The 19,961-nt window shown below is 72.3% G+C and carries 21 protein-coding genes and 1 pseudogene; 13 read left to right on the top strand and 9 right to left on the bottom strand.

What is annotated here, in order from left to right:
- The first annotated feature begins 90 nt into the window (after window positions 1-90).
- Window positions 91-747: a peroxiredoxin gene (locus ABD067_RS25895; RefSeq protein ID WP_343898324.1), complete on the top strand. Its 657-nt coding sequence runs from the start codon at window positions 91-93 to the stop codon at window positions 745-747.
- A 331-nt stretch (window positions 748-1,078) separates the two neighbouring features.
- Here ABD067_RS25895 and ABD067_RS25890 read toward each other — a convergent pair whose 3' ends face one another.
- Together ABD067_RS25890 and ABD067_RS25885 are read right to left on the bottom strand one after the other, a co-directional pair.
- Window positions 1,079-2,737 carry a DUF4214 domain-containing protein gene (locus ABD067_RS25890; protein ID WP_343898323.1) on the bottom strand — a complete coding sequence of 553 codons (1,659 nt, stop codon included), beginning with the start codon at window positions 2,735-2,737 and terminating at the stop codon, window positions 1,079-1,081.
- Window positions 2,738-2,894: 157 nt separating this feature from the next.
- Entirely contained in the window at window positions 2,895-3,365 is a 471-nt protein-coding gene (locus ABD067_RS25885; protein WP_343898322.1) for an RrF2 family transcriptional regulator, read from the bottom strand.
- A 68-nt stretch (window positions 3,366-3,433) separates the two neighbouring features.
- On the opposite strand from ABD067_RS25885, the gene cysK reads away from it, so the two are divergent.
- Complete coding sequence (gene cysK, locus ABD067_RS25880; RefSeq protein ID WP_343898321.1) at window positions 3,434-4,399, top strand: cysteine synthase A; 966 nt, start codon at window positions 3,434-3,436, stop codon at window positions 4,397-4,399.
- Window positions 4,400-4,404: 5 nt separating this feature from the next.
- Here cysK and ABD067_RS25875 read toward each other — a convergent pair whose 3' ends face one another.
- Both ABD067_RS25875 and ABD067_RS25870 read right to left on the bottom strand, forming a co-directional pair.
- Window positions 4,405-5,409 (bottom strand): threonine ammonia-lyase, encoded by a 1,005-nt coding sequence (locus tag ABD067_RS25875; RefSeq protein ID WP_343898320.1) that lies wholly within the window; start codon window positions 5,407-5,409, stop codon window positions 4,405-4,407.
- The gene (locus ABD067_RS25870; protein WP_343898319.1) at window positions 5,406-6,521 is read right to left on the bottom strand and encodes an NAD(P)/FAD-dependent oxidoreductase; all 1,116 of its coding nucleotides are present in this window, start codon (window positions 6,519-6,521) and stop codon (window positions 5,406-5,408) included. The genes ABD067_RS25875 and ABD067_RS25870 overlap by 4 nt, the downstream gene beginning before the upstream one ends.
- A gap of 477 nt (window positions 6,522-6,998) precedes the next feature.
- Here ABD067_RS25870 and ABD067_RS25865 point away from each other — a divergent pair, with 477 nt between their 5' ends.
- The 7 genes from ABD067_RS25865 to ABD067_RS25835 all read left to right on the top strand — a co-directional run bounded on the left by ABD067_RS25865 (window position 6,999) and on the right by ABD067_RS25835 (window position 13,602).
- Window positions 6,999-8,363, top strand: a complete 1,365-nt coding sequence (locus ABD067_RS25865) for an ABC transporter substrate-binding protein (protein ID WP_343898318.1) — start codon at window positions 6,999-7,001, stop codon at window positions 8,361-8,363.
- A gap of 82 nt (window positions 8,364-8,445) precedes the next feature.
- On the top strand, window positions 8,446-9,396 hold the full coding sequence (locus tag ABD067_RS25860) for a carbohydrate ABC transporter permease (RefSeq protein ID WP_343898317.1): 951 nt from the start codon (window positions 8,446-8,448) through the stop codon (window positions 9,394-9,396).
- Entirely contained in the window at window positions 9,393-10,304 is a 912-nt protein-coding gene (locus ABD067_RS25855) for a carbohydrate ABC transporter permease (protein WP_343898316.1), read from the top strand. Before ABD067_RS25860 ends, ABD067_RS25855 begins: the two co-directional genes overlap by 4 nt.
- Before the next feature lie 5 nt (window positions 10,305-10,309).
- Complete coding sequence (locus ABD067_RS25850; RefSeq protein WP_343898315.1) at window positions 10,310-11,410, top strand: ABC transporter ATP-binding protein; 1,101 nt, start codon at window positions 10,310-10,312, stop codon at window positions 11,408-11,410.
- A gap of 7 nt (window positions 11,411-11,417) precedes the next feature.
- Window positions 11,418-12,527, top strand: coding sequence for a malate/lactate/ureidoglycolate dehydrogenase (locus ABD067_RS25845; protein ID WP_343898314.1), 1,110 nt, complete (start codon window positions 11,418-11,420; stop codon window positions 12,525-12,527).
- Window positions 12,524-13,261, top strand: coding sequence for a hypothetical protein (locus ABD067_RS25840; RefSeq protein WP_343898313.1), 738 nt, complete (start codon window positions 12,524-12,526; stop codon window positions 13,259-13,261). Before ABD067_RS25845 ends, ABD067_RS25840 begins: the two co-directional genes overlap by 4 nt.
- A gap of 173 nt (window positions 13,262-13,434) precedes the next feature.
- Entirely contained in the window at window positions 13,435-13,602 is a 168-nt protein-coding gene (locus tag ABD067_RS25835; protein WP_343898312.1) for a hypothetical protein, read from the top strand.
- A gap of 85 nt (window positions 13,603-13,687) precedes the next feature.
- Here the strand turns inward: ABD067_RS25835 and ABD067_RS25830 are convergent, their stop codons facing one another.
- Both ABD067_RS25830 and ABD067_RS25825 read right to left on the bottom strand, forming a co-directional pair.
- Complete coding sequence (locus ABD067_RS25830) at window positions 13,688-14,086, bottom strand: DUF4112 domain-containing protein (RefSeq protein ID WP_343898311.1); 399 nt, start codon at window positions 14,084-14,086, stop codon at window positions 13,688-13,690.
- A 72-nt stretch (window positions 14,087-14,158) separates the two neighbouring features.
- The gene (locus ABD067_RS25825; RefSeq protein WP_343898310.1) at window positions 14,159-14,749 is read right to left on the bottom strand and encodes a TlpA family protein disulfide reductase; all 591 of its coding nucleotides are present in this window, start codon (window positions 14,747-14,749) and stop codon (window positions 14,159-14,161) included.
- Window position 14,750: 1 nt separating this feature from the next.
- On the opposite strand from ABD067_RS25825, the gene argH reads away from it, so the two are divergent.
- The 4 genes from argH (at window position 14,751) to ABD067_RS25805 (ending at window position 18,231) form a co-directional block, all read left to right on the top strand.
- Complete coding sequence (gene argH / locus ABD067_RS25820) at window positions 14,751-16,136, top strand: argininosuccinate lyase (protein ID WP_343898309.1); 1,386 nt, start codon at window positions 14,751-14,753, stop codon at window positions 16,134-16,136.
- Window positions 16,136-16,366, top strand: a complete 231-nt coding sequence (locus ABD067_RS25815; protein WP_343898308.1) for a hypothetical protein — start codon at window positions 16,136-16,138, stop codon at window positions 16,364-16,366. The genes argH and ABD067_RS25815 overlap by 1 nt, the downstream gene beginning before the upstream one ends.
- A 76-nt stretch (window positions 16,367-16,442) precedes the next feature.
- A complete protein-coding gene (locus ABD067_RS25810; RefSeq protein ID WP_343898307.1) occupies window positions 16,443-16,874 on the top strand; it encodes a hypothetical protein in 432 nt (143 codons plus the stop codon).
- A gap of 109 nt (window positions 16,875-16,983) precedes the next feature.
- On the top strand, window positions 16,984-18,231 hold the full coding sequence (locus ABD067_RS25805) for a glycosyltransferase family 87 protein (RefSeq protein WP_343898306.1): 1,248 nt from the start codon (window positions 16,984-16,986) through the stop codon (window positions 18,229-18,231).
- Window positions 18,232-18,259: 28 nt separating this feature from the next.
- Here the strand turns inward: ABD067_RS25805 and ABD067_RS25800 are convergent, their stop codons facing one another.
- The 3 genes and pseudogenes from ABD067_RS25800 to ABD067_RS25790 all read right to left on the bottom strand — a co-directional run.
- Window positions 18,260-18,682 carry a type II toxin-antitoxin system VapC family toxin gene (locus ABD067_RS25800; RefSeq protein WP_343898305.1) on the bottom strand — a complete coding sequence of 141 codons (423 nt, stop codon included), beginning with the start codon at window positions 18,680-18,682 and terminating at the stop codon, window positions 18,260-18,262.
- Complete coding sequence (locus ABD067_RS25795; RefSeq protein WP_343898304.1) at window positions 18,679-18,978, bottom strand: FitA-like ribbon-helix-helix domain-containing protein; 300 nt, start codon at window positions 18,976-18,978, stop codon at window positions 18,679-18,681. Before ABD067_RS25795 ends, ABD067_RS25800 begins: the two co-directional genes overlap by 4 nt.
- Before the next feature lie 81 nt (window positions 18,979-19,059).
- Window positions 19,060-19,961 (bottom strand): annotated as a pseudogene (locus ABD067_RS25790) (chromosome segregation protein SMC); the annotation flags it as partial.

The following is a 19,961-nucleotide window of genomic DNA, read 5'->3' as shown; positions in this document are numbered from 1 at the left end:
GCTCGGGGTGGTACCGTTCGGCCCGCGCGCCTAGATGCCGATCACCCGAGCGCCACGGCGTTCCTGACGCGAAGGAGGAGAACCAGAGTCATGAACATTCAGATCGGCCAGGTCGCGCCGGATTTCGAGGCGGAGACCACGCAGGGCCGCATCCGCTTCCACGAGTGGCTCGGCGATTCGTGGGGCGTGCTGTTCAGCCACCCGAAGGACTTCACCCCGGTCTGCACGACCGAACTCGGCACCATGGCGCACCTCGCGCCAGAATTCGTCAAGCGGAACGTCAAGGTCATCGGCCTCAGCGTCGACCCGGTCAACCGCCACGAGGGCTGGTCGAAGGACATCGCGGAGGTGATGGGCGCCGCCCCGAACTTCCCGATGATCGGCGACCCGGACCTCAAGGTTTCCAAGCTCTACGGCATGCTTCCCGCCGGCGCGGGCGACACCTCGGAGGGGCGCACGGCGGCGGACAACGCGACGGTGCGCACCGTGTTCGTCATCGGGCCGGACAAGCAGGTCAAGCTGGCCCTCGCCTACCCGATGAGCACGGGCCGAAACTTCGACGAGATCCTACGGGTGATCGACTCGCTGCAACTCACCGCGGAGCGCAAGCTGGCCACCCCGGCGAACTGGAAGCCCGGCGAGCGCGCCATCATCGCCGGCTCCGTGTCCGACGAGGACGCGAAGAAGCTCTTCCCGAAGGGTTGGGAAGCGAAGAAGCCCTACCTGCGCTACGTGGACGCGGAGTAGCGGCGCGCCGCGGGCCCGGTGCGCGGCCGACTCGGACCGCATCCGCCGCCGTCGCGCGGGTGGCGCCGGGGGCTGGCGGACGGTGCCGAAGCGCCGCCGCCGGCACCAAGCGGCCGTGCCTGACGCCCCGGCCGATGTGGCCGGCCGGCCGGGTGTCGCCCGGCGGCGCCCCTCGCTCGCGCGGCACCGAGCACCGCCGCGCGCCTCCGGGCCCGCGCTGGGCGCCCGTTGCCGAGTCCCGACGCGGAGGAGTTCCGGTGCGGGGGGGGCGTCCTTCGCCGCGCCGCTCACCGATCGGTTGGCGGCGTCGGCCGGGCCCGCGCCTCGCGGCTCAGGGCAGGAAGTCCACCGCCGTGACCTTGGCGACGTGCTCGGCGCTTTCGGAGAAGGCCACCACGACCTCGCCACGGCGCGCGGCGCCGGTGTCCAGATGCGCGGTCCAGAAGGCCACTCCTTCCGCTTCGCCCGCGCGATCGAGCACGTTCCTGTAGAGCGTTTCCACGAAGGCCAGGCTGTCCGGCACCCCGTAGCGCGCCTGCCACTCCGGCGACTGCATGAAACCGTCCGCCACGGCCCGCAACGGCGTGCCGTCCTGTAGGGCGCGCGTCCAGAAATCCAGGCCGCCGGCTTCGGGCTTGCGGTCGAACATCGTGTCGTAGAACCGCGCGGCCACCGCTTGCGCGAAGCTGGCGAAGGCTGGCGCGGCCGGCGTCGGGGGCGTGCCCCCGCCCCCCGGACCCGGCCGCGGCACGTCGACGTAGGCGACGTCGCCGTCATTCAAGGCGCCGACGCCGGGGAGGAAGACGCTGTCGCCTGCCGCGCCGTAGGTGAGCAGCGTGCCCGCCTTCCCGCCTTGGATGGCCGCGGCGACGGACGTCGCAGCGGGATCGACGCCGCTGATCTGGATGCGGCTGGCGCCGGAAACGAAGCCCGACACGGTGTCGTCCCCGTCGCCCTGGCCCAGGAGGACCGTTACGGCCGCCTCGCCTTGGATTGTGATGGCATCCTCGCCTTGACCCGGACGGACCACGGCGCTGGAGAAGGCCCCTTCGTAGGTGGAGCCGCCCCTCGGAACAGATCCCGGGTAGATGGCGTAAGGCAGGACCGAACCCGGCGCCAACCGGTCGTCCAGGCCATCGAGGCCGACCGCGGTGACGAGGATGGAGTCGTTCCCGGCGCCGGTGTCGATGGCGGCGGTGTTGCCGTCGCCCGCCCCTTCGCTGGCGAAAGACCACGCCACCGCCTGGCCCCCGGCGCCGGTGTCGAGCGCGCCGCCCTTGCCGCCCACCACCAACGCTTGGCGCACGCCGGCGCCGGCGCCGGACAGGTCCGCCCGCACCTGCTGGAAGGTGGCGAACAGGTAGTCGGGCCCGTAGCTCGCGGCCTGCTCGGCCGAGGGGGCGAAAGACAGGTCGCCGCCCGTGCTCCAGGACCCGAGATTGGCGATCCGGGCGAAATGCTCGCCGTCGAGGAGGACCGGCGTGGTGGCGAGGTACTGGTCCCTGCCGGCGTCCTCCAGGCTCGCCGAAAAGGCGTCGAACGGGATGGCCCCGGCGCCGCCGAGGTCCCCGACCGCGCTCATGGAGACGCGCGCCGTCTGGTCCGGGAGGGGCGTCCGTGTCCCGTCTGCGGCCACATCCACCGGATGCAGGACGATGGTCTGGGTGTGGTCGCCGGGGAAAGCGGTGTCCACGGTGATCACGGTTTCGCCGCGCCCGGTGCCCGGCCCGATGTCGTCGTAGATCGGGGCGCCGAAGACCCGGAACGCCGCATCCCCGAACTGCTCGGAGGTCACGGACAGGGAGTGCGCGTCTGGCGCGCGGGCGGCGTTCTGCACGCCGAAGCGGACCGAGCTGAGGATTTGGCCGGCCTGCACGTCCCCGAAATCGAGAGTCCAGTCGTCGCCGTTCCGCACGAGCGCAGGTCCGGTCGTGCCGAAGAGCGCCGGAACCGCCAGTGGGTCGGTGGATGTGGCGACCTGTTCAGCCATGATGGCGTGTCCCCCGCCGGCGATTGTGCCGATGCTTTATAGAAGAAGGAATGAAGTCCGGTTGTGAAGCTACGCCGCGCCTGCGCCACGCGAGTTGATCGAGCGCAAAGGGGCTCACGGGCCGTCCTGGGAAATCCGCGGCGGTGCCCGGGCGGACTCAGATGGCGAAATTCAACGGCTCGGCGGCCGGGCGCTTCAGCCCCGCCGCTTGGGCGCGGCGCAGCAGATCGTCCAGGGTGAGGGCGGCGAGGCGTTCGCGCAGACCGGTCTCCAATTCGTCCCAGAGCGGCCCGACCACCGCCGCTTGCAGGGCGCCCGACAGGCCGTCATCCGCCGGCTCGCTCCCCTCGGCGACGGCGGCCAGCACCTCGGCCAGCGAAACGTCCCGCGGCCGGCGGGCGAGCCGGTAGCCGCCACGCGGGCCGCGCACGCTTTCCAGCAGGCCGGCGCGGGACAGGGCTTGCAGCACCGGTTCGAGGCCGCGCCTGGCGACGCCCAGCCGGTCCGCCACCTCTGCCGCGCCGGCCAGGGCGCCGCCGCCTGCGCCGCCGCTCCCGCGCCCGGCGTGGAAGGCGACGTCGAGCGCCACGGCGATGGCGGTGAGGGCACGGTCGCGACGCAGGAGCACGGCGGCGGGCATCTCCGGGTGTTCGCCCCTAAAATACGCGGCCGCCACGTATTAATCTATTGGGCACGATGGACGCCCTTCCTCTCGCGAACAGCCGCGGCCGGGTCTACGGCAGCGTTTTGGAGATCGTCGGCAACACGCCGCTGGTCCGCTTGCCGCGCCTGGAAGCGGCTGAGGACTTGGCCGCGCGCCTCGCCCTCAAGCTGGAGTTCCAGAATCCGCTCGGTTCGGTGAAGGACCGCATCGGCCTAGCCATGGTGGAGGCGGCGGAGCGCGAAGGGCTGATCGCGCCCGGCCGCTCGACCTTGGTGGAGCCGACCTCGGGCAACACCGGCATCGCCCTGGCCTTCGTGGCGGCGGCCAAGGGATACAAGCTCATCGTGGTGATGCCGGACGGCGCCAGCGTCGAGCGGCAGAAGATGCTGCGGTTGATGGGCGCCGGCTTGGAGCTGACGCCGGCCCGGCAGGGCATGGGCGGCGCCATCGCCCGAGCGGAGGCGATCGTGGCCGCCACGCCCGGCGCCTGGATGCCGCGCCAGTTCGACAACCCGGCCAACCCCGCGATCCACGCCGCCACCACGGCGGAGGAGATTTGGGCCGACACGGGGGGCGAGGTGGACGTCGTGGTGGGCGGTATCGGCACCGGCGGCACGTTGACCGGCATCGCCCGCGCGCTGAAGCCGCGCCGCCCGGGAATGCGCGTGGTCGGTGTGGAGCCGGCGGAATCGGCGGTGCTCTCGGGCGACGAGCCGGGGCCACACGACATCCAGGGCATCGGCGCCGGTTTCTGCCCTTCGGTGCTGGACCTGGCGGCGCTCGACGGCGTGGAGCGCGTGTCGGAGCGCGACGCGCTGGCCGCCGCGCGCCGCTGCGCCGCCGTGGAAGGGCTGCCGGTCGGCATCTCCTCCGGCGCGGTGCTGCACGCGGCGCTGGCGCTGGCACGCGACCCGGCGCTGCGCGGCGGGCTGGTGATCGGCATCGCTGCGAGCTTCGCGGAACGCTACCTTTCCACCGAGCTGTTCGCGGGATTGTAGGACGCCTACGCCACTGCCGCGAGCGCCCGCGCGAACACGGCCGGGTCCACGTTGCCGCCGCTCAGCACCACGCCCACCGTCCGGCCGCGCGCCTCGACCTTCCCCGCCAGCACCGCCGCCAACGCGACCGCGCCGCCCGGTTCCACCACCAGCTTCAGGTGCTCGAAGGCGAAGCGCATGGCACGCAGCACCTCGGCCTCCGTGACCACGGCGGCGCCGGCCAACAAGCGGCGGTTGATGGGGAAGGTGATGGCACCTGGGCGGCGCGAGAGCAGGGCGTCGCAAAGGCCGGACCCTGTGCCGTCGTTCTCCAGGCGCTCGCCGGCCTCCAGGCTGCGCTTGGTGTCGTCCCAGCCTTCCGGCTCCACCGCCCAGACCTCGGCGCCGGGCGCCATCGCTTCCATCGCCAGGGCGCAGCCGGCCACCAGCCCGCCGCCGCCGGTGCAGACCGCCAGCGTGTCGAGCGGCGGGAAGCTGGCGGCGAGCGCGTCCTCCACCAGCTCCAGCGCCACCGTGCCCTGGCCGGCGATGACGTGCGGGTGGTCGAAGGGCGGGATCAGCGCGGCGCCGCGCTCGGCGGCCAAGCGCCCGGCCAGGGCTTCGCGGTCGGTGCCGTGCCGGTCGAAGGTGAGGATCGTCGCGCCCCAACGCCGCGTGGCGTCGCGCTTGATGGCGGGCGCGTCGTCGGGCATGGCGACAAGCGCCGGCATCCCGAGCATGCGCGCCGCCGCGGCGACCGCTTGGCCGTGGTTGCCGCTGGAATGCGTCACCACCCCCGCCCGGCGCGCGCCCTCGTCCAGCAACAGCGCCGCGTTGGTGGCGCCCCGGAGCTTGAAGCTGCCGGTGCGCTGCAACGGCTCCGGCTTCACCAGGACCGTGCCGCCCGTCGCCGCGTCCAGCGCGGGGTGGTGCAGGACCGGCGTGCGGACCACGCGGCCGTGGAGCCGCGCCGCGGCGGCCTCCACGTCGGCGAAGGAAACGGCGGGGCCGGCCGGGGGCGCGCCGTTCACGCGAAGCGCCCCGGGTCGGCGAGCGGCGCGGCGGCGGCGATGTCCGCGTGCGGCGCCCGGCCCTCGACCAGCGCGGCGAGGAGCCGCCCCGCCGCCGGCGCGGTCTGGATGCCGTAGCCGCCCTGACCGACCATCCAGAAGAAGCCCGGCTCCGAGCCGGGGCCGATGGCGAGGCCGCGGTCCGGCGTGAAGGTGCGCAAGCCGGCCCAGCGGTGTTCGATCCGCGAAACGGGGATGTCGAGCGCCCGTTGCATCCGGTCCACCGCGACCGCCACGTCCAGCTCGTCCGCCTGCGCGTCGCCGGGGGCGTCGTCGGTCTCGTCGGCGGGCGAGACCATCAGCTTGCGCCGCGCTTCCGGCCGCACGTACCAGGTGTGCGCGGCGTCCCCGAGCAGCGGCCAGCCGGCGCAATCGTGCGGGCCGGGGTCGATGATGCAAGCGGTGCGGCGCTTCGGTTGAAGGCCGATGGGGGCGAGGCCGGCCAAGCGCGCCACCTCGTCGCCCCATGCGCCGGCGGCGTTCACGAGGACGGGCGCGGCGAAGACCGCGCCGCCGGTGCCCTCGGCGCGCCAGCGCCCGCCCTCGCGCCAGACGCGCCCGGCGCGGTGGCGGAGCGCCAGCCTGCCGCCGTTCGCGGCGGCCTGCCGGAGGAAGCCGGCGTGGAGGGCCGCCACGTCCATGTCGAAGCAGTCCTCCTCCACCGCGGCCAAGGCGGCGTAGCCGCGGCGCAGAGGCGGGACCGCGGCGTGGACGGAATCGAGGTCGATCGGCCGCATGTCAGGCGCCTCGCGCATCATCGCTTCGAGGCGCGCCGCCTGTTCGGGCGGGGCGAGGTGGACCACGGCGCGCGGCCGCGCGAGGGGGGCGTCGGAGAAGCCCGGCGGCGGCGCCAGAAAGAAATCGCGCGAGGCGGCGGTGAGGATGCGGGCGTCCGGGCTGCCGTAGTTGCGCACCCAAATGGCGGCCGAGCGCCCGGTGGTGTGGTAGCCGGCGCTCTCCTCCGCCTCGAGCAGGATCGTGCGGCGACCGGCCGCCGCCAGGTGCGCCGCGGCGGTGGCGCCCCCGATGCCGGCCCCGATGACGAGGGCGTCGGCCGAGTGGGTGTCGGTCATGCCAAGCATCGTCGCCGCCACGGCAGTAACCGGCAAGCGTACTCGGTTTAGGAAATCATTCGCGGGAAAGTCGCGTTGACCGGAGTGCGACACCGGTGACATATTCGCGTCGGCCGCGACTCCTCCCATGCAGGCCAAAAAAAGGGCGGCACCTTGCGGTGCCGCCGAGTTTAGGGAGGAAACGTCCAAGTAAACAGCAAACGGTCATACCACCGCGTTGCTGCGATGCACAAACTAGGGTCGGAGCCGCCAGCGTGCAAGGGCAAATTTAGCCCTCGCGCGTGGCACCCGCATGTGCGCTTCATCACACTTTCCGTGAGCCCCGTGGTGCCGGGCAGAGCTGGCGCCGGGGCACGTGTTCCGGTCGCCCCTTCCCCCGTCCCCCGAACCGGGCAAAGCTCCGGTGGCGGGATTCGACCGCTCGCACAACAAACAGCCCGCCGCGGGGCGCCGCGGGAACCGGGCAGGAGGGACGGGATGGCAGCTTCTGGAATCGGCCGGCGCGCCGCGTTGCGCGCGGGTGCGGGCGTGTTCGCCGGCGGCGCCTTGGCGGCGCCCATGGTCCACGCGCAGGGCACGGGCGGGCGGTTGGCGCTCGGCTTCTGGGACCACTGGGTCGGGGCGGCGGCCAACGATGCGATCCGCGCCGTCGTGAACGATTGGGCGCAGAAGAACCGCGTCGAGGTGGTCCTCGACTTCATCACCTCCGTCGGCAACAAGAACCTCATCACCATCGCGGCCGAGGCGCAGGCGCGGCAAGGGCACGACATCCTGTCCTTCCCGACCTGGGAGATCCACAACCACCACCGCCAGCTCGAGCCCGTGGACGACGTGATGGGTCGCCTGGGCCAGAAGTACGGCGCGGTGAACGAAGCCTCCGAGTACCTGGCGAAGATCGGCGGCAAGTGGATGGCCGTGCCGCAGACCGTGGGCAGCCAGTTCAAGGGCTCGGCCGCGCGCATCGACCTGATGAAGCAGCACGCCGGCATCGACGTGCAGGCCATGTACCCGGCCGAGAACCGCCTCGGCCCCGGCGCCGACCAATGGAACTGGGAGACCTTCCTGACGGCGGCGCAGAAGTGCAAGGACGCCGGCTTTCCCTTCGCCCTGCCGGCCGGCACCTTCACCGACGCCACCGATTGGATCGGCGCGATGTTCCGCTCCTACGGCGCGGACCTTGTGGACGCGAAGGGCAACATCACCATCCGCAACAACGACAAGGTGCGGCAGGTGATGGATTACGCGAAGCGCCTGTTCCAGCACATCCCGAACGAGATGTTCGCGGCGGACGACGCCACCAACAACCGCGCGCTGATCTCCGGCCGCTCGGCGCTGATCTTCAACCCGCCCTCCGCCTGGGCGGTGGCCAAGCGCGACGCCCCCGACGTGGCGCGCAACGTGTGGCACTTCCCGAGCCCGATGGGCCCGGCCGGCCACCCGGTGCCGCACCTGCCCTACTTCTACGGCATCTGGAGCTTCAGCCGGAACAAGCCGACGGCGAAGGTCCTGCTGGAGCACCTGTCGCAGACCGAGCAGGTGCAGAAGCTGGTGGAGGCCTCCAGCGGCTACGACATCCCGCCCTTCGCCAGCATGACGGAGGAGATCCGCGTCTGGCGCGACGTCGAGCCGCCGCGGGGCACCGTGTACAACTACCCGGTCCGCCCGCACCACAAGGCGACCCCGAACGTCGCCTTCGCCCCGGCCCCGGCGGAGATCGCGGTGCAGATGTACAACCAGGGCATCCAGGCGAAGATGATCGCGCGGATGGTGCAGAACAACGAGCCGATCGACCGCGTGCTCGGCTGGGCCACGCAGGAGGTCGAGGGCTTCAAGCGCGGCTGACGGCGAGCAGGCCCCGCCCGCCAGCGGGCGGGGCCGTTCCGCCGGGTGGCGGCGACAAGTAATGACGGCCAGGGAGGCAAGCATGGCCGACGGAAACGTCATAACGGCGCCCGGCGTCCCCGCCGCGGTCGCCCCGCCCCGCAAGGCGAGCACGCTGCAACGGGTCGCCCGCCGGCGGTCCACGCTCGCCTTCCTCATGGCGCTGCCGCTGCTCGCCGTGATCGGCGGGCTCGTGGCCTATCCCTTCTTCTACGCGATCTACCTGTCGATGCTGAACAAGCGCATGACGAGCTTCGTGGGCATCGACAACTTCAGCTTCCTGCTGACCCGCGAAACCTTCCAGGAGGTGATCTGGCAGAGCGTCCTCTTCGCGGTGGGCGCCGTGGTGGCAAAGGCGCTGATCGGCTTCATCCTCGCGCACGTGCTGCACGCGCTGCCCGCCAAGGGCCAGCGCAAGTGGCGCGGGATGCTGCTGGTGCCCTGGGTGATTCCGCCCGCCATCTCCACCCTCGCCTGGTGGTGGCTATTCGACCCGTCCTACTCGGCGGTCAACTGGCTGGTCTCGGCGGTGGGCGTGCCCCCGGTTGCCTGGCTCGGCGAGCCGAGCTGGGCGCGCTTCTCCGTGATCCTGGTCAACGTATGGTACGGCGCGCCCTTCTTCATGATCATGTACCTCGCCGCGCTGAAGTCGGTGCCGGACCAGCTCTACGAGGCGGCGGCGATCGACGGCGCGACGGGCTGGCAGAAGCTGCGCCACGTGACCGTGCCGATGATGGCCAACATCATCGCCATCACCGTGTTGTTCAGCCTGATCGTGACCTTCGCCAACTTCGACATCGTCCGCATCCTCACGAACGGCGGGCCGCAGGACAAGACGCACATCTTCGGCACCTATGCCTTCCAGGTGGGCATCCAGTCCGGCGACATCCCGCTCGGCTCGGCGGTGTCGCTGTTCATGTTCCCGATCCTGGCCGTGTTCGCGGTGTTCGTGCTGCGGGGCGTCACCCGCCGTTCCAAGGAGATGGCCGGATGAGCGGCGCTTCCCTCCCCGCGGGGGCGACGGCCACCGCCGCCCCTTCCGCCCAGCGCAAGATCGGCAGCATCAAGCGCGAGCGCCGCTGGGCGCTGATCGGCGCCTACGTGGCGCTGGCGGTGTTCGTGCTGTTCTTCCTGGTCCCGCCCTTCCACATGCTGATGACCAGCCTGAAGAGCAGCGCGGAGATCGCGGACCTCTCGGGCAACCCGTGGATCGTCAGCGCGCCGACCCTGGAGAACTACCGGGAGCTGCTGACCCAGGGCAACTACGTGCTCCACTTCCGCAACTCGGTGATCGTGACGCTGGCCGTGGTGGCGATCACGATGGTCATCAGCACGCTCGCGGCCTTCTCCCTCGCCCGGATGCGCTTCTGGGGCAGCGCCACGCTCGCCACCGGCGTGTTCCTCACCTACCTCGTGCCGGAAACGCTGCTGTTCATCCCCCTGTTCCAGATCATCGGCGGCCTCGGCCTCTACAACAACCTGCTCGCCATGATCCTGATCTACCCGACGCTGACGGTGCCCTTCTGCACCTGGATCATGATCGGGTACTTCTCCTCCATCCCGAAGGAGCTGGACGAGGCGGCGCTGATCGACGGCGCGAACCACTTCCAGATGCTCTGGAAGATCTTCATCCCCGTCGCGCTGCCCGGCATCCTGGCGGCGACGATCTTCGCCTTCACGGTGTCCTGGGCGCAGTTCCTTTACCCGATGGCCTTCCTGGTCAGCTCCGACCAGATGGTGCTGACGGTCGGCATCGTCTCCGACCTGATCCGGGGCGACACCTTCGCCTGGGGCAAGATCATGGCCGGGGCGCTGATGGCGGCGGCGCCGCCGCTGCTGGTCTACGCCTTCCTCATGGACTACTACATCGCCGGGCTGACCGCCGGCGCGACGAAAGGCTGAGCACCATGGCGCAGGTATCGCTCCGCAAGATCGTCAAGGAGTACGAGGGCGGCGTGCAGGCGGTGAAGGGCATCGACCTGGACATCGCCGACAAGGAGTTCGTCGTCCTCGTCGGCCCCTCGGGCTGCGGCAAGTCCACCACGCTCCGCATGATCGCCGGGCTGGAGGAGATATCGGGCGGCGAGATCTCGATCGGCGGCGCGGTGGTGAACGACATACCCCCGCGCGACCGCGACATCGCCATGGTGTTCCAGAACTACGCGCTCTACCCGCACATGTCGGTCTACGACAACATGGCGTTCGGGCTGATGCTGCGGAAGTTCGACAAGGCCGAGATACGCCGCCGCGTGGAGAACGCGGCGCGCATCCTCGACATCGGCGAGCTGCTGGACCGCAAGCCCAAGGCGCTCTCGGGCGGGCAGCGGCAGCGGGTCGCCATGGGCCGCGCCATCGTCCGCGACCCCAAGGTGTTCCTGTTCGACGAGCCGCTCTCCAACCTCGACGCCAAGCTGCGGGTGCAGATGCGGACCGAGATCAAGAAGGTCCACCAGACCGTCCGCACCACCACCGTCTACGTCACCCACGACCAGGTGGAGGCGATGACGCTCGCCGACCGCGTGGTGGTGATGAACGGCGGGATCATCGAGCAGGTGGGGCCGCCGCAGGAGCTGTACCACCGCCCGGCCACGCGCTTCGTCGCCGGCTTCATCGGCAGCCCGGCGATGAACTTCATCCCGGCGCGGCTGGAGAACGGCGCCGGCGCGCTCCGCCTCAACCTGCCGGACGGCGTCACGCTGCCGGTGCCGGCCGAGCGCACCGGGCGCTACGCGGCGCACGCGGGCAAGGAGGTGCTGTTCGGCATCCGGCCGGAGCACCTGACGGAGGCGCGCGGCGACGGCCGCCAGAACGTCGCGGCGTTCGAGGCGACGCCCGAGGTGATCGAGCCGATGGGGGCGGAGACGCTGGTGATCTTCCCGATGGGGGGCCAGGAGGTCACGGCGCGGCTCGACCCGTCCGTCCCCGCCGAGCCGGGCCGGCGCATGCCCCTCGCGGCCGACCTCAACCAGATGCACCTGATCGAGCCCGCCTCGGGCCGCGTCCTCTAGGAGTCCGATGCCTGACGCCAAAGCACCGGTGCTGATCGGCGCCGAACAGCTCGAATCCTTCGTCGCCGCCATCTTCCGCGCCAACGGGTGCGACGGGGCCGAAGCCGGGCGGATCGCCCGCCACCTGCTCGGCGCCAACCTCGCCGGGCACGACAGCCACGGCGTCGCGCGCGTGCCGCGCTATGTCGAGTGGCAGCGGGCGGGCCACGTGGTCGCCGGCAAGCGGGCCGAGGTCGTCACCGACGGCGGCGGCTTCGTGCTGCTCGACGGCGGTTTCGGCTTCGGCCAGACGGTGGCGCCGCAGGCGACGGCGCTCGGCATAGAACGGGCGCAGCGGCACGGAACCGCCGTGGTCGCGCTCCGCAACTCGGGCCACATCGGCCGCGCCGGCGCCTACGCCGAGCAGGCGATCGAAGCGGGACTCATCTCCGTCCACTTCGTCAACGTCGCCGGCAGCGTTATGGTGGCGCCCTTCGGCGGCGTGGAGCGGCGCTTCTCCACCGCGCCCTTCTCCGTCGGCGTGCCGACCTCGCCGCCGGTGGTGCTGGATTTCGCGACCTCCCGCGTCGCCGAAGGCAAGGTGCTGGTGGCCTCCAACGGCGGCAAGCCGTTGCCGCCGGACGCGCTGATCGAGCCCGACGGGCGCCCCTCCGGCGACCCGCGCACGCTCTACGGCGACTACGAGCGGACGGGACTTCGCAGCTCCGAAGGCGGCTTGGGCGCCATCCGCGCCTTCGGCGAGCACAAGGGCAGCGGCCTCGCCTTCGCGTGCGAGCTGCTGGCCGGGGCGCTGACCGGCGGCGGCTGCGCCGGCCCGGTGGAGAAGCGCGGGCGCATCGCCAACGGGATGCTCTCCGTCTTCATCTCGCCGAAGCACTTCGGCACGGAGGCGGAGTTCCTCCGCACCGCCCAGGAGTACGTCGCCTGGGTGAAGTCCTCCCGCCCCACCGAGCCGGGCGGCGAGGTGCTGGCGCCGGGCGAGCCGGAAGCGCGGCTGCGAGCCGAGCGCCTGCGCGCCGGCGTGCCGCTCCAGCCCGACACTTGGTCTTCCATCGTGCGTTGCGCCCAGGGCCTCGGCGTCCCCGTGCCGAACACGGCCTCGACCGCGGCCGCGTGAGAGGGACCGGCGGTCCCGTCCACCGCTACGCCGAAGCGCGGGGACGCATCCTCACCCTGGCCGCGCGCCGCGTGCCGCTGGCGAGCATAGCGCAGCAGGCGCGCGCCCTTTCGCTGTGGGACGGCAAGCGGGTGACGCCGGGTGACGAACTGCAACTCGCCCTCGTGCTCGACCTCGGCGTGCTCGACCCGCTCGGCGGCCACGGGCGCGGCATAGACCGGCAGGCCAAGGCGGACCCGCCGCCGCCGGGCAGCGACGAGGCGCTGATGCTGGCGGCGTTGCTGGACGCGGCGTTCGGCCTCTACCGTCTGCGCGGCGCGCACCCGGAAGGCGGCGCGGCGGCGGAAGGCTTCCCGGGCGGCGGGCCGGTCCACATCCGCGACAGCCACCTAGGCCGGCAGCCGCCGGGCCGGCTGTTCGGCGCCCGCTTGGCTTGGCCGGAGGACGGGTTGGCCATGACCTGCGGCGCCGTGGTGCCGGTCGACTCGCGCGTGCTGGAACGGCTGCTGCTCGGCCTGCCGCCGACGCGAGGGCCGGTGACGCCGCGCCTGCCCGCGCCCGTGGAGGACGAAGCCGCCGTGGCGGCGATCCTGGAGGAGCCGGCCGCGCGGGCGCGCCTCGCCGCCTTGCCGCGCACGCCGGGTTTCGCGGCGCTCTGCTACCGCGCGGCGATCGACCTCGGCCTCCTCGGGCCCGTGCCGGGGCGCGAACCGCCGCCGCCTCCGGGCGCCTGATCGCCGGCGCGCCTCCCGCCGCCGGCGCGGAGGGCTTTGGCGCGCCGTGGGGGATGCCGTCCGCCCGCGCTGCACGGGCGCGGAACGAGGCGGCCGCGGGCCGGTCCGCCGCATCCCTTTCGCGCTTGGCGCGTTCTTGCCCCGACGTTCAGCAGCAGGAACCAGGTGGCGAAATGGCGGAAGTGGTGATCGATCTGCCCGAAGGGCTGGCCGAGGTTATCGCGCAACGCGCCACGGCGCTGGGCACCACGACGGACCAATGGCTGTCCTTGGTGATTGCCGACGTGGTGGCCGACGTGCCGGAAGAGGGCGACGGACCTGACGCCTGGATCTGCCGCTAGGCCGCGCTTCCCCTCCAGAATGCCCGGCGCGCGAAGCGTCGGCTGGTGGGGCCCAGCCCTTCGCCGTCCCCGACGCGGCGGACGATCACCGTGGCGGGTGGCCCTGCCGGTCGAGGTGTTCGCGCAGGAGCGCCATGTTGCGTAGGTTGGCGCGGTAGAACACATCCCCGACCCAGCCGGCCACCGGGACCGCGCTGATGAGCGCGTCCACTCCGACATTGCCGATCATGCGCAGGAGCGTCCCGGTCGGCACGCCGAGGCGGCGGGCTTCCCAAATCAGGTAGGCGGACACGCCTTTCGCCGCGACCAAGCCGAAACCCGGAAGCAGGTTCAGCGCGGCGTCCGCCCCGAACCGGATGCCGGTGCCGGGGATGCGCCACCTACTGTCGAAAAGGCGCGCGATCCTTTCCAGCCGCGCCCGCGCGCCGTCCTCGCAGCCGGCGCGTGCGGTCTGGGCGGCGATCGACGCCGTGCGGCCACTCAAGATGCGTCCTCCTTCGGTTGGCCCGGTTCGGAGGGAGAACGCGCCGGGTGGCCGCCGGTGCCGCCGCGCGGGTCAGGTCTGCTTCATTTGCGCCGGCGGCGGGCCCACCAAGCGCCGGATCGCCGTTAACATCTCCGGCTTGTCCCACTCGGCCGGGCCCACGAGGCGCGCCCGCTCCCAGCCCTTGCGGTCGATGACGACGGTGGTGGGCAGGCCGCGCGCGCCGAGCGCCCGGGTCGCCGCGCCGCGCGGGTCGAGCCACAGGCCGAGGTGGCGGATGCCGCGGTCGCGGTAGAAGGGCTCCACCTTGGCGCGGCCCTCGCGGTCGGAGGACAGCGCCAGCACCTTCACGCCCTCCTCCGCCAGCGCTGCCTGCGCGCGGTCGAGCGCCGGCATCTCGGCGACGCAGGGCGGGCACCACGTCGCCCACAGGTTCACCACCAGCCCTTGCCCGAGGAAGTCCGTCGCGCCGTGCTCGTTGCCGTCGGCGTCGGTGAAGGTGAAAGCCGGCGCCTGCACCGGCGGCTCCGCCTCCACCAGCTTGCCGCCGGTCCCTTGGGCGCGCGCGGCTTGCCGCCCCGGAAGCGCCGCGGCTAGGGTCGCGCCCGCCGACAGGGCCAAGGCCCGGCGTCGCGTGGGCCGCAACGGAGAAAGCGCAGCCATCGTGTCCAGCAACTCCCAATGGGGCGGCCGATTCGCCGAAGGCCCCTCGTCCATCATGCGCGCCATCAACGCCTCCATCGGCTTCGACCGCGCGCTGTGGCGGCAAGACATCCGCGGCAGCCTCGCCCACGCCGCCATGCTGACGCATGTGGGGATCATAACGCGGGAGGACGAGGCCGCCATCCGCCGCGGCCTGGACGCCATCGCCGCCCGCATCGAGGCCGGGGAGTTCCCCTGGGACGAGGGCCTCGAAGACATCCACATGAACATTGAGGCGCGGCTGACGGAGGCGGTCGGCGAGGCCGGCAAGCGCCTGCACACCGCGCGCAGCCGCAACGACCAGGTGGCGCTGGACCTGCGCCTCTGGGTGCGCGACGCCATCGACGGCCTTTCGGAGCAGGTTCGGGACGCGATGCGCGCGCTGGCCGCGCGCGCGGAGGAGCACGCCGGGACGGTGATGCCGGGCTTCACCCACCTCCAGCCGGCGCAGCCCGTGACGCTGGGCCACCACCTGCTGGCCTACGTGGAGATGCTGGGGCGCGACCTCGGCCGCTTGCGGGACTGCCGCGCGCGACTGGACGAGAACCCGCTCGGCGCCGCGGCCCTGGCCGGCACGGGCTTCCCCATCGACCGCCACATGACGGCGCGCGCCCTCGGCTTCGAGGGCGGCCCGATGCGCAACAGCCTGGACGCCGTCGCCAGCCGCGACTTCGCCGCCGAGTTCCTGTTCTGCTGCGCGATGTGCGCCACCCATCTGTCGCGCTTCGCGGAGGAGGTGGTGGTCTGGACCAACCCGTATTTCGGCTTCGTCCGCCTGTCCGACGCCTTCACCACCGGCTCCTCCATCATGCCGCAAAAGCGCAACCCGGACGCGGCGGAACTGGTGCGCGGCAAGACCGGGCGCGTCACCGGCGCGCTGGTCGGCCTCCTGACTGTGCTGAAGGGCCTGCCGCTCGCCTACTTCAAGGACATGCAGGAGGACAAGGAAGGTGTGTTCGACGCCGCCGCGAGCCTTGCCCTGTCGCTGGCGGCGGTGGCCGGCATGGCGCGCGACATGCGCCCGGACGCGGCGCGCCTCGAAGCCGCGGCCGGCGCCGGCTTCGCCACCGCGACCGACCTTGCGGACTGGCTGGTGCGCGAACTGCGCGTGCCCTTCCGCGACGCGCACCACGTCACCGGCCGGCTGGTCGCGCGGGCGGAGGCGAAGGGCGTGGATCTGGCCGGCCTCGCCCTGAACGAAATGCGCGCGGAGGAGCCGCGCATCACCGAAGCGGTGTTCGGCGTGCTGACGGTCGCGGCGTCCGTCGCTTCCCGCACGTCGTTCGGCGGCACGGCGCCGGAGAACGTGCGGCGCATGGCGGCCGAATGGCGGGAGAAGCTGGCGTGATGCGCGGCGCGGCGTCCGCGCTGCTGCTCCTCGCGGCGTCGCTGCCGCCGCTGCTCGCCGGGTGCGGCCGCGCCGGGCCGCCGCGCCCGCCGGGGCCGGCGGGGGCGATCACCTATCCGCGGATCTACCCGGCCCCGGAGTCCGCGCCCGTCCCGCCCGCGCCGGCCGCCGCCGTGCCGCAGCCGGCGCCGCCCGCGGGGACGGCGCCGCCCATGCGGAGCCTGCGTTGAAGGTGTGGCGTCGCATCCGCCAGCGGCCCGTGCCGGTGTCCGGCCAGACGCCTTGCCGATTGGGGAGGCCACAAGGATGAGCGAATCCCGGGAAGCGGCGGGAAGCGCGGCCGCGGTGGAGGAAGACCCGAACGCGGCTGTCGTCTGCAGCTCGCCGCCCTGCTTCATGCACGAACTGGACCCGTCCTACCTTGGCTATCTCCCGCGGGAGGAGGTGCGCGCGCTGGTGGCCGCGTTGCTCGCGGCCGAGTGGCTCGGCGCGGGGTCGGACGGAGCGCGCCTCCACGCCGCGCTGCGCCGGCACCTCGAAGCGCTCCGTGGCCGCCCGGACAGCGAACCGGACGCCGCGATCGAGCCGCTACGCTGCGGACCGGACCGGCTCGTGCCTATGATCCAGGACGCGTTGCCGCGCATCCAGAGCGACGCGTTGCGGCGCGACCTTGGGGAGGCGCTGGATGCGCTGGGGCAGGGCGCCCCGCATCGAGGCGGCACCCGGCACGGGAGCTGACAGGGACGACGCGCCCGCGGTCTCTTCGGGTTCCGGCATTTGGTTGGGGCGGCAGAAGGTTCCTCTACTTTTAGTTGAATAAATGTTGAAATCCTAGTAGCAAACTATCATGCGCCCGCTCCTGTCTCCGCTGCGCGAGGCCGCTTGGCTCAACGCAGAACGCGCCACAATAGCGGGCTGGATGCTGCTGGCGGGGCTGGTCCTCATCGTGGCCGTGATGCTCGGCACGTCCCAGAACGGCATCAACATGCGCGGCGTGCCGCTCGGGGGCGATTTCACCTGCTACTTCAGCGCGTCCTGGCTGGCGCTCCGGGGCACGGCCGAACTCGCCTACGACGCCGTGGCGATACGGGCGGCGCAGATTGAAGTCCTGGGCGGCGATTACGGTTTCCTGCCCTTCTTCTACCCGCCGCTCTGGCTCCTGATGATCCTGCCCCTCGCGTTGCTGCCCTACGCGGCCGCGCACGCCGCGTTCGTCGGCGGAACCGCCTTCGCGTGCTGGCGCGGCCTCCGGGCGCTCCACCCCGACCGCTGGGCGGTGCTGCCGCTGCTCGCGTTCCCTTCCTTTTGGTCGAACGCCGTTTCCGGGCAGAACGGCTTCGTGTCGGCGGCGCTGCTCGCGGGCGCGACCCTCAACCTGGACAAGCGGCCGATCCTCGCCGGCGTCTTCTTCGGCCTGCTCGCCTACAAGCCGCAACTCGGCCTCGCCGTGCCGCTCGCGCTCGCCGTCACCGGGCGTTGGCGGACCTTCGCCGCCGCGACGGCAACGGTGCTCGGCCTCGCCCTGGCGGCGACGCTCGCCTTCGGTGCCGGCATCTGGGCGGCTTGGCTCGGCAGCGCCGCCATGGGGATGCCCGGCATGGCACGCGGCGCGGTGGATTTCGAGCGCTTCGTGTCCTGGTTCGGAGCCGTCCGCTTCGCCGGCGGCGGCGTCGGCTTGGCCTACGCCGTGCAGGCGGTTGTGACGGTGGGCGCCGCGTGCCTACTCGTCGTCTCGCTCCGCCGCCGCCCCGGCGCGCGGGCGGAGGCCGCGCTCATCGTCGCCTGCACGCCGCTCCTCGCGCACTACACGCTCGACTACGACCTGGCGATCCTCGCCCTGCCGATGGCGTGGCTGCTGAGCGAGGCCAGCCGCGACGGATTCCTGCCTTGGGAGCGCCTCGGCTTGGCGGTGGCGTTCATAATGCCGATGGTCAGCGGCGCCCTGGCTTCCGCGACGGGTCTCCACTTCGCGCCGGTTGCGACCACCGCGGTCTTTCTGCTGGCGGTGCAGCGGGCCGCGGTGGGGACCGCCGCCGCGCCGGTCACGGGGGAACGCTTCGGGGGCGGGAGCGGCGTAGGCTTGTCCTTCCGGTAGGGTGTCCGATGGGTTTGAACGGGAACCGTCAGGCTGCCCAGGGATCGATCAGGAGCAAGCCACAACCCTCGAAACCGTCGAGGTCGCGCGTGACGATCGCTTCCACCCTGTGCGCAACGGCCGTGGCGACGATCATCGCGGCCTGAACCGACACCGGGCGGCCGGCTTGCTGCCGCGCCGCTCGGAAGACGGCGCAATGCCGCGCGCTCGTCAGGTCGAAGGGCAGGATACGCCTGCCAAGCACGTCCCTGAGCACGCGGTCAACCGCGTGCGAAGTGCGCCTGCGGCGCTGTCCAGCGGGGAGGAGTTCCACCCCGAACCGCAGTTCCGCCGCGACGGTCGCGGCGGTGCAGAAGGCGTGGTGCGGCAGCCGGTCGGCCCAACGCTGCACGCGCGGATCGGGCGTTGGTCGCATGAGCTCCGAAAGCACGCCCGTGTCGAGCAGCCTCAAGCCGCGCCCGCCCCGCCGCAGTCCGGCGGCGCGCGGCCCGCTTCCCGCGGCGGGAGGTCGAGTTCCACGCCGGCGTCCTTGCCGAACAGCGTCGTCATCGCCGCGCCTAGGCTCACCGGCAGAACCGCTTGCTCCTCGACGAATTCAGCGACAGCGCCAGCCAGGATCCGCCTCACCTCAACCTCCATCGATACGCCCGAGGTGGCAGCGCGCCGACCGAGAGCTCGCTTCACGCCGACGTCTAGGTTGCGGATGAGCAGGCTCGTCTGGCGATCGTGAGCATCGGCGGCGGACATGGCTCGGTTTCCGGCAGTGGGCCCAAGCACATTAGCAACGATCGCGTCGGCATCAAGCCGAACGCTTGAACGGATTGCTCGCTACTCAGCCGCCCGCGGCGCTTCCGCCATCTCCACCGCGCGGCCGAGGTCCACGCTCAGCAACCGGCTTACCCCGCGCTCCTGCATCGTCACCCCGTACAACCGGTGCATCCGCGCCATGGTCAGCGGGTGGTGCGTCACGATCAGGAAGCGCGTGCCGCTCCGGCCCTCGCCGCCCTCCGCCGCCATGCCGTCCAAGAGGTCGCACAGCCGCTCCACGTTGGCGTCGTCGAGCGGCGCGTCCACCTCGTCCAGCACGCAGACCGGCGCCGGGTGGCAGCGGAACACCGCGAAGATGAGCGAGAGCGCGGTCAGCGCCTGCTCCCCGCCCGAGAGCAGGGACAGCGCCGAGAGCTTCTTGCCCGGCGGCTCGGCGTAGATCTCCAGCCCCGCCTCCAACGGGTCGTCGGAACCCACCAGCGCCAGGTGCGCCCGCCCGCCGCCGAACAGCCGCGCGAACAAGCCGCGGAACTCCCGGTCCACCTGGTCGAAGACCACGCGCAACCGTTCCCGCCCCTCGCGGTTGATGTGGCCGATCTGCCCGCGCAGCTTGGCGATGGCGGCGCCGATCTCGTCGCGCTCGCCGGTGATGCCGGCGATGCGCGCGTCCAACTCCGCCACCTCCACGTCGGCGCGGAGGTTCACCGGACCCATCTCGTCGCGCTCGCGCGAAAGGCGCTCCAGCTTGCGCCGGGCGCGCTCCTCCCCGGCGTCGGAGAGATCGTCGGGCGTGGGCAGTTCGGCGCCGCCGCCGAGGCGCTCGGCCACGCGCTCCTCCACCAGCCGCGCGCCGCCTTCGGCCGTCTCGGCTGTGCCGGCGGCGCGGAGCTGCGCTTCGCGCGCGGCGGCGTGGGCGGCGTCGGCGGCGGGGCGCGGGGCCACCGAGCAGTCAGCGGTGGCGG

It is taken from the genome of Craurococcus roseus (assembly GCF_039523795.1).
Lineage (GTDB): Bacteria > Pseudomonadota > Alphaproteobacteria > Acetobacterales > Acetobacteraceae > Craurococcus > Craurococcus roseus.
This window is presented reverse-complemented; position numbering and strand designations above follow the sequence as displayed.

What these genes read in the sequence shown, in the direction of transcription:
- ABD067_RS25895 (WP_343898324.1), top strand. Translation starts at nt 91, where the DNA reads ATGAACATTCAGATCGGCCAGGTCGCGCCGGATTTCGAGGCGGAGACC.
- ABD067_RS25890 (WP_343898323.1), bottom strand. Translation starts at nt 2,737, where the DNA reads ATGGCTGAACAGGTCGCCACATCCACCGACCCACTGGCGGTTCCGGCG.
- cysK (WP_343898321.1), top strand. Translation starts at nt 3,434, where the DNA reads ATGGACGCCCTTCCTCTCGCGAACAGCCGCGGCCGGGTCTACGGCAGC.
- ABD067_RS25870 (WP_343898319.1), bottom strand. Translation starts at nt 6,521, where the DNA reads ATGACCGACACCCACTCGGCCGACGCCCTCGTCATCGGGGCCGGCATC.
- ABD067_RS25865 (WP_343898318.1), top strand. Translation starts at nt 6,999, where the DNA reads ATGGCAGCTTCTGGAATCGGCCGGCGCGCCGCGTTGCGCGCGGGTGCG.
- ABD067_RS25860 (WP_343898317.1), top strand. Translation starts at nt 8,446, where the DNA reads ATGGCCGACGGAAACGTCATAACGGCGCCCGGCGTCCCCGCCGCGGTC.
- ABD067_RS25855 (WP_343898316.1), top strand. Translation starts at nt 9,393, where the DNA reads ATGAGCGGCGCTTCCCTCCCCGCGGGGGCGACGGCCACCGCCGCCCCT.
- ABD067_RS25850 (WP_343898315.1), top strand. Translation starts at nt 10,310, where the DNA reads ATGGCGCAGGTATCGCTCCGCAAGATCGTCAAGGAGTACGAGGGCGGC.
- ABD067_RS25845 (WP_343898314.1), top strand. Translation starts at nt 11,418, where the DNA reads ATGCCTGACGCCAAAGCACCGGTGCTGATCGGCGCCGAACAGCTCGAA.
- ABD067_RS25835 (WP_343898312.1), top strand. Translation starts at nt 13,435, where the DNA reads ATGGCGGAAGTGGTGATCGATCTGCCCGAAGGGCTGGCCGAGGTTATC.
- ABD067_RS25825 (WP_343898310.1), bottom strand. Translation starts at nt 14,749, where the DNA reads ATGGCTGCGCTTTCTCCGTTGCGGCCCACGCGACGCCGGGCCTTGGCC.
- ABD067_RS25815 (WP_343898308.1), top strand. Translation starts at nt 16,136, where the DNA reads ATGCGCGGCGCGGCGTCCGCGCTGCTGCTCCTCGCGGCGTCGCTGCCG.
- ABD067_RS25810 (WP_343898307.1), top strand. Translation starts at nt 16,443, where the DNA reads ATGAGCGAATCCCGGGAAGCGGCGGGAAGCGCGGCCGCGGTGGAGGAA.
- ABD067_RS25805 (WP_343898306.1), top strand. Translation starts at nt 16,984, where the DNA reads ATGCGCCCGCTCCTGTCTCCGCTGCGCGAGGCCGCTTGGCTCAACGCA.
- ABD067_RS25795 (WP_343898304.1), bottom strand. Translation starts at nt 18,978, where the DNA reads ATGTCCGCCGCCGATGCTCACGATCGCCAGACGAGCCTGCTCATCCGC.